A 7,575-nucleotide genomic window follows, 5' to 3' on the forward strand; every position below is an offset into this window, starting at 1 on the left:
GCGCCTGGCCAATCGCACGCGCATCCCCGAGCCTACCAAGCGGGCCGATCATCTTGTCGGATTGGAAATGCGCAAATTACAGAATTTGTAGGGGCGAGGTCTACTCGCCCCCTGAATCAAGCAGGGCGGGTAGACCCCGCCCCTACATTCGATCGATTTAAATTTTCACGATTTTCGAATGACGTGATCGCCTTCGAGGGCGCGGATCTTCGCGACGAAGTCTTCGGGCAGCGGCGCGCTCTTGCCACTTTCCTGATGGGCGTTGACCCAGGTGATCTCTCCGGTGGCGCGGAGCTGGTCATCGCCCTTGCCGAAGATCCCCATTTCAAAACGCACGCTCGAGCGGCCGATTTCTGCGGCGCGGGCGCCCACTTCGATCTCTTCATCGAAACGCACGGGCGCCTTGAACTCCACCAGCGCGCGGACGACGTGGAAGTCCTCGCCCGCCTCGATCTGCCCCTGATAGGAATAGGGCAGCGCGCGCATGTATTCGGTCATCGCACAATCGAAATAGGTCAGGTAGTGGGCGTTGAAGACGATGCCCTGGGCATCGACCTCTGCGTAGCGGACCCGCAGCGGATAGAAGAACTGGAAATCCGAGCGCGAGACCATCAGAAGACCTTTCCGGGGAGATACTTGGTGGTGAAGGCCTGCTTGGGCTTGGCGCTTCCCTTCTCGATCATGCCGAGTTCGACGAGCTGGTTGTTGAGCATCTTCCAGCGCTCCAGGCTCATCGTTCCGATCCCGGCTTCCTTGGCCTCGGGATCGAGCACCATGGGCTTGAGCTGCTCCACGCCGAACATCAGGATTTCCTGGCTCATCTCGGGGTTGAGTTCACGAATGCGGTTGTTCGCCCTGCCCGAGCGCACGATGTAGTAGCCCCAGCCCCGCACCGACTCGCGCACCATGGCCGCCACGGCGTCCTCGTTTTCTTCGAGGAACTTCGTGCTGGTTACCAGCAGGCTGGTGTAGGGGTTGAAACCGATGTCCGAGACCATCAGGCAGCGCGCGGCGCCGCCCTGCTCCTTGACGACGAAGGGCTCACTGATGTTGTAGGCCTGCTGGGCGTAGTTCTTGTCGGTCAGGAACTTCGCCACGTTGCCGGCGTAGGGAACGATTTCAACGCCTTCGAGGGGGAGTTTCTTCTGCAGGTAGTGGCCGAAGGCGTTGCGCACGCTCATGGCCAGGGTGAGGTTCTTGAGGTCTTCGAGCTTCTCGATGCCCGAGTCGGCATGGACGAGAATGCAGCGCGGGCTGATCTGCAGCGGCGCCATCAGGGCGACGACGTCCACCCCGGCGGCGCGGGCCATCAGGACTTCATCGGCATTGGAGACGCCGAAGTCCACCTGCCCGGATGCCACCCGCGGAAGCACCGGTGCTTCGGGCCCGCCGGGCTGGATCTCGACAATGAGACCCGCGTCCTTGTAGTAGCCCTCGACCTCGGCGGCGTAGTAGCCGCCGTGCTCGGCCTCGGGAAACCAGTTGAGCGCCAGGCTCACCTTGTGCGGCCCGGCGGCCTTTGCCGCGTCGCGTGTTTCGGATTTCTTCTCGCAGCCGCCCGCGCCGCACACGATCACCAGCGCGGCCAGCAGGCTCCAGATCTTGTTCATTTTCGCTCCCCCGTGGGCTCAGTTCCAAGGCGCGCGCATCATAGCGGGCAGCGCCGCGCCCGGCTATTGGGGCGCCTCGCCGTGCCAGCGCTCAAGGATCCAGCGCCCGGCCAGCGACACGCCCGTAAAGAAGGCAAGCCCCAGCAGCGTGGCGGCAAAGATCGCGGCAAACAGGTAGGCGGTCTTGAGCTGCCCCGAGGTGACGATGATGAGGTAGCCCAGCCCCTGCCGCGCGGCGCCGTAACCGGCGAAGAATTCCCCCATGATTGCGCCCACCACGGCGAGCCCGCCCGCGACCTTTGCGCCGGTCACCAGCGAGGGCACCGCGCCCGGAAGCCGCAGCTTCCACAGGGTCTGCGCGCGGCTGGCGCCCGAGAGTGCGAAGAGATCGAGCAGCCCCGAATCGATGCGCGTGAGCCCGGCGGTGCCGGCCGTGATGACCGGGAACACGCTCACGACAAAGACAACTACCACGACGCTCAGGAACCCGGTCCCGAACCAGATCACGATGAGCGGCGCGATTGCAACGATAGGCACGGTCTGCAGAAAGATCGCGTAGGGATAGAGGCTGCGCTCCAGCAACTTTGACTGCGAGAACAGGCAGGCGCTCGCGATCCCCACAATGAGGCTTGCCGCGAAACCCGCCAGCGCCCCTGCCCCGGTGAGCAGGCTCGCCGAAACCAGCGCGCCCAGATGTTCGACGATCGCGCCCCCCACCGCCGAAGGCATGGGAACGAGGTACGCAGGCACTTCAAAGACCCGCGCCAGCGCGGCCCAGAGTCCCACGACCAGCGCGAAGGCGATCAGCGGAGGCAGCCAGGTCTTCATCGGGCGTCCTCCAGCGCGCGGCTCAGCTCACCGCAGACGCGCGCAAACTCCGGCGCAGCGCGCAGCTCGGCGCCGCGCGGGTAATCGAAGGGGATCTCGATGCTCGCGCGAATGCGCCCGGGACGCTCGCTCATCACGAGCACCCGCCGGGCGAGAAAGGCAGCCTCGGCCACGTTGTGGGTAACGAACAGGGCGCTCCAGCCCTCGCGCTGCCAGATGGCCAGCAGTTCCTCGCCCAGCCTGCGGCGCGTGATGTCGTCGAGCGCGCCGAAGGGCTCGTCCAGCAGCAGGAGCCGCGGCGCCCCCACCAGCGCGCGGGCCAGTGAGACACGCATCCGCATCCCGCCCGAGAGCTCGCGTGGGTAGCTGCCTGCAAACTCGCTGAGGCCGACCAGCTCAAGGGCGGCGCCCACCGCCTCTGAATCCGCCCTGCCCTGCAGTTCCAGCGGAAGTCCAACATTTGCAGTGACGGTTCGCCAGGGCAGCAGGGTCGGGTCCTGAAAGACAAAGGCCGTGCGCGCGTCGCCGGCGATCTCGACTGTTCCATCAGTAGGGGATTCGAGCCCCGCGGCAATGCGCAGGAGCGTGGACTTGCCACAGCCCGAAGGGCCCAGCACGGCAACGAACTCGCCCGGAGCGAGCGAGAAATCCACCCCGTCCAGTGCGAGCGTTCCGCCCGGATAGCGAAGCGAGAGTCCCCGCGCCGATACTGCCGCTGCATCGCTCATTGCGCCTGAGGCTAGCATGCCCATTGCCTTGTCGGCCTCCCCCTTGGTGATGCGAAATTCGTGGTTAACTTCTTTACGGTGCCGCCGGTAGCTCTCTCTTGATACTCCCCCATCCAAGAGAATGCGTCCTTCCTCCCCTTCGCCGGCGGCACCACTTTTCGGGTTCGGGCAACCCCTTGAAACTCAAAAAAGAATACTTAGTTTACTTATAGAACGAAGCCGTCGGGTTCGGGTGCCTTCTTGCGGGTGCTCTCCCGGCAAAAAGGAAACAAGGGATGCGATTCGATAAATACACGACCAAGACGCAGGAAGCCCTGCTCGAAGCCCAGGAGATTGCGCGCCGCGCCGGCCACCAGGTGGTCGAGTCGCCGCACATGCTCAAGGCCCTTCTGGAACAGGAGGACGGCGCCACGCTGCCGATCCTCCAGAAGATCGGCGTGTCGGTTGCCCAGCTCAAGTCCGACCTCGACCGCGCCATTGAGCGCTTTCCGAAGGTCGAAGGCGGGGCCGACCTCTACCTCGCCAACTCACTGAAAAAGATTCTCGACGTCGCCCAGGACGAGGCGGCCAAGATGAAGGACGCCTACGTCTCGACCGAGCACGTCCTCATCGCCATGGCCAAGGTGAGCGATCACCCGGCCAAGGAAGCCCTCTCGGCCGCGGGCGTGACGCCCCAGTCGGTGGAGAGCGTCCTCAAGGCGATCCGCGGCTCGGGACCGATCACCTCCCAGGATCCCGAGGCGACCTACCAGTCACTCGAGAAATACGCCATCGACCTGACCGAGCGTGCCCGCCAGGGCAAGATCGACCCGGTCATCGGCCGCGACGACGAAATCCGCCGCGTCATCCAGGTGCTCTCGCGGCGCACCAAGAACAACCCGGTCCTGATCGGCGAGCCCGGCGTCGGTAAGACCGCCATCGCCGAGGGCCTTGCCCAGCGCATCGTCGCGGGCGACGTGCCCGAGGGGCTCAAAAACAAGAAGGTCTGCTCGCTCGACATGGGCGCGCTGGTTGCCGGAGCGAAATACCGCGGCGAGTTCGAGGAGCGCCTCAAGGCCGTCATCAAGGAAGTGACCGAGGCCGAGGGCCAGATCATTCTCTTCATCGACGAGCTCCACACCCTGGTGGGCGCCGGCAAGACCGACGGCGCGATGGACGCCTCCAACCTGCTCAAGCCCGCGCTGGCGCGCGGCGAGCTGCGCTGCGTGGGCGCGACGACCCTCGATGAATACCGCAAGTACATCGAGAAGGACGCCGCCCTGGAGCGCCGCTTCCAGCAGGTCTTCGTGGGCGAGCCCAGCGTCGAAGACACCATTGCAATTCTTCGCGGTCTGAAAGAGCGCTACGAAGTGCACCACGGCGTGCGCATCGCCGACTCCGCCATCGTGGCTGCGGCGACGCTCTCGAACCGCTACATCACCGACCGCTTCCTGCCCGACAAGGCCATCGACCTCATCGACGAGGCCGGCTCGCGGCTGCGCATCGAGATCGACTCGCTGCCGCTTCCCATCGACCAGATCGAGCGCAAGATCATCCAGCTCGAGATCGAGCGCGAGGCGCTCAAGAAGGAAAAGGACAAGGCCTCCAAGGAGCGCCTGGCCAATGTCGAGGAAGAGATCGCCAACCTCAAGGAAGACGTCTCCGGCCTCAAGGCCCAGTGGGAAAAAGAGAAGGAAGCCATTCAGGCCGGCCGCGCCGTGAAGGAAGAGATCGAGAAGGTCCGCTTCGAGATGGAGCAGGCCGAGCGCGCCGGCGAATTGCAGAAGGCCGCCGAGCTCAAGTTCGGCAAGCTGCCCGAGCTCGAAAAGAAACGCGCCGAGGTCGAGGCCGCCCTTGAGAAGCAGGAAGCCGAAGGCTCCATGCTCAAGGAAGAGGTATCCGACCAGACCGTCGCGGGCATTGTTGCCCGTTGGACCGGCGTGCCGGTGGACAAGCTTCTCGAAGGCGAAAAGGAAAAACTCCTGCGCATGGAAGATGCGCTGCGCAGCCGCGTCGTCGGCCAGGAAGAGGCCCTTGTGGCCGTCTCCAACGCCGTGCGCCGCGCCCGCGCGGGTCTCAAAGACCCCAATCGCCCTATCGGCAGTTTCCTGTTCCTGGGTCCCACGGGCGTCGGCAAGACCGAGACCGCCCGCGCCCTGGCCGAGTTCCTCTTCGATACCGAGGACGCCATGGTCCGCATCGACATGAGCGAGTTCATGGAGAAACACGCCGTCTCCCGCCTGGTGGGCGCCCCCCCGGGATACGTGGGCTATGAAGAGGGCGGCTACCTCACCGAGGCCGTCCGCCGCCGCCCCTACTCGGTCGTGCTGCTCGACGAGGTCGAGAAGGCGCACCCCGACGTGTTCAACATCCTGCTGCAGGTGCTCGATGACGGGCGTCTGACCGACGGCCACGGGCGCACGGTCGACTTCCGCAACACCGTGCTCATCCTGACCAGCAACGTGGGCTCGCAGTATCTGCTCGATTCCGAGATGAAGGATGAAGAGCGCGAGAAGCTCCTCACCGAGGCACTGCGCCAGACCTTCCGGCCGGAGTTTCTGAACCGCATCGACGACACGGTCTTCTTCCACGCCCTTGGGCGCAAGGAAATCGCCGAGATCGTGAACATCCAGATCGACCGGCTGCTGGGCGTGATTGCCGACAAGGACATCAAGCTCGAACTCACCGACGCCGCGCGCGAGTATCTGGGCGGCGTGGGTTACGACCCGCTCTACGGCGCGCGCCCCCTGAAGCGCGCCATCCAGCACGAGCTGATCGATCCGCTTGCGGTGAAGATCCTCGAAGGCCAGGTGAGCGAGGGCACGACCCTGCGCGTCGACAAGGGCGCAGGCGAAGGTCTCACCTTCACCCCCGCCGAGACCGAACAAGTCCCCCGAGCTGCAGCGGGCTAACGCCCCCGCAGCTTCGGTCACGGTGGGTTCCCCCCCTCCCCCCCCTGCCGTGACCACCCCCGACGCCCCGGAGATGCATCCCTCTCCGGGGCGTCACCTTTTTGGGGTCAGGGGTTGAAGACAAAGGGGAATTCGGCAGTTACCGCCCCATAGTCAGGAGCAAGTTCAGGGAAGCGGATTGTCTCGGTCAGCGCCAACATTTTCTCTTCAAAACCGGGTTGATGAGAGAAATCCGAATACACAATCCGTGCATCGACTACTTCACCAGACGCAAGGATGGTAAATTTGATGCTGATTTTACCTGCGGAATGAGACCCCTGGAACCCCTCGCTGAAAAGGACATCGTCGTAGAGAGCCTTGTAGCTACCCGCGTGGAGTCTCATCACACAGCTAATTGATCGGAATGAACGACGATGTCGCTTATCAGCTGATGACCCGTCAGGCACGATCTCGTCCTCGGCATTCTGTAGTTTGCGACAGTCTGCCAAAGTCTTCGGCTTCTGAGCACATCCGAGCGGAAGGGTTCCATAGACCAGCACCAACGCAATGAGCATTGCGCTGCCTTTGGAGCGAATTCGTTCATTGGGGCCAGAAGACATGGGTGAAGCATAGCGTTTTGGCATTCCCGATCCACCCTTATACCGCGCTGACCCGCGGTGACCACACCCGAAGCCCCGGAGAATCGCATCCCTCTCCGGGGCGTCACCTTTTGGGAGTCAGAAAGCAGAAAACTGTTGTTCCGAAGGGATCACTGAACTGTGGCCGGGGAATCAAAGCGCCTAAACGTGCCAGGACTGAACCGGAGTGGAAACTCGACGACGGAATCTGAGTCTCCCGGCACCGGCGCAAACTTGATCCGGGGAATCCGCTTGATCAATTCAGTCTCGAATTCAGGGCAGTCTGAGAAATCAGAGCTTAGGATTGAAACGTCATGAACCAGACCAGTTGGGTCAATACTGAAAATTACACGGACCGAACCTGCTCGGACGTTGGGGTTCTCTCTCAGTAAGCGGTTATACAGAACCTTGAAACCCGAGTTGTATCGACGAACCGTCGCGGCAATCGTCTCTGGCGTACGATATCCCATTGGATCGAGCACCCGGTCAGGTAGCTGATCGTTTGGCCCGATGCTGGCCACGTCATCGATATAAAGACCGTTACCCAAATCCAATCGGTCGTCTCCACAGGAAGTGGCAAGCAGCAAACAACCGACCAATACGGCAATAACATAGTGGCGCGGCAACGTAATCCCTGTAGACATAAGTTTAACGATACCAGAGAGCCCGCCATCGCGATAGCCGCCCGCCCTTCCCTCCCCCGCCCGCTTGGGCTAAATACCTAAACACACTGGAGATTTGCGGCGTGGGGACGCCCGGCGTGAGGGGAGCCCGAGCAGGCACGTGACACCCGAGATGACAGGCTGGAACGATCCGTTTCTGCAGAAGGCCGTGTTCTATCTGGCGGTCTTCGGAGCGGCGACCTTCGTCGGGGTGTTTTTCTTCCTGATCATCGGAAAGC

At 63.0% G+C, this 7,575-nt stretch carries 7 protein-coding genes; 1 reads left to right on the forward strand and 6 read right to left on the reverse strand.

The genetic code is table 11. The annotated features are described in order from the left end of the window. Positions 1 to 165: 165 nt before the first annotated feature. The 4 genes from KDH09_00510 to KDH09_00525 form a co-directional block, all read right to left on the reverse strand. Positions 166 to 612 carry an acyl-CoA thioesterase gene (locus tag KDH09_00510; GenBank protein ID MCB0218147.1) on the reverse strand — a complete coding sequence of 149 codons (447 nt, stop codon included), beginning with the start codon at positions 610 to 612 and terminating at the stop codon, positions 166 to 168. Beyond that, positions 612 to 1,610, reverse strand: a complete 999-nt coding sequence (locus KDH09_00515; protein ID MCB0218148.1) for an ABC transporter substrate-binding protein — start codon at positions 1,608 to 1,610, stop codon at positions 612 to 614. Before KDH09_00515 ends, KDH09_00510 begins: the two co-directional genes overlap by 1 nt. 63 nt (positions 1,611 to 1,673) lie before the next feature. Further along, the gene (locus KDH09_00520) at positions 1,674 to 2,438 is read right to left on the reverse strand and encodes an ABC transporter permease subunit (GenBank protein MCB0218149.1); all 765 of its coding nucleotides are present in this window, start codon (positions 2,436 to 2,438) and stop codon (positions 1,674 to 1,676) included. After that, positions 2,435 to 3,166, reverse strand: a complete 732-nt coding sequence (locus tag KDH09_00525) for an ABC transporter ATP-binding protein (protein MCB0218150.1) — start codon at positions 3,164 to 3,166, stop codon at positions 2,435 to 2,437. The genes KDH09_00520 and KDH09_00525 overlap by 4 nt, the downstream gene beginning before the upstream one ends. A gap of 275 nt (positions 3,167 to 3,441) precedes the next feature. On the opposite strand from KDH09_00525, the gene clpB reads away from it, so the two are divergent. After that, positions 3,442 to 6,057 carry an ATP-dependent chaperone ClpB gene (gene clpB, locus KDH09_00530; protein ID MCB0218151.1) on the forward strand — a complete coding sequence of 872 codons (2,616 nt, stop codon included), beginning with the start codon at positions 3,442 to 3,444 and terminating at the stop codon, positions 6,055 to 6,057. A 107-nt stretch (positions 6,058 to 6,164) separates the two neighbouring features. On the opposite strand, the gene KDH09_00535 is transcribed toward clpB, so the two are convergent. Both KDH09_00535 and KDH09_00540 read right to left on the reverse strand, forming a co-directional pair. Then, the gene (locus KDH09_00535) at positions 6,165 to 6,680 is read right to left on the reverse strand and encodes a hypothetical protein (protein MCB0218152.1); all 516 of its coding nucleotides are present in this window, start codon (positions 6,678 to 6,680) and stop codon (positions 6,165 to 6,167) included. A gap of 125 nt (positions 6,681 to 6,805) precedes the next feature. Further along, entirely contained in the window at positions 6,806 to 7,228 is a 423-nt protein-coding gene (locus KDH09_00540; protein MCB0218153.1) for a TonB family protein, read from the reverse strand. Positions 7,229 to 7,575 lie beyond the last annotated feature (347 nt).

The sequence above is a fragment of the Chrysiogenia bacterium genome, from assembly GCA_020434085.1.
Lineage (GTDB): Bacteria > JAGRBM01 > JAGRBM01 > JAGRBM01 > JAGRBM01 > JAGRBM01.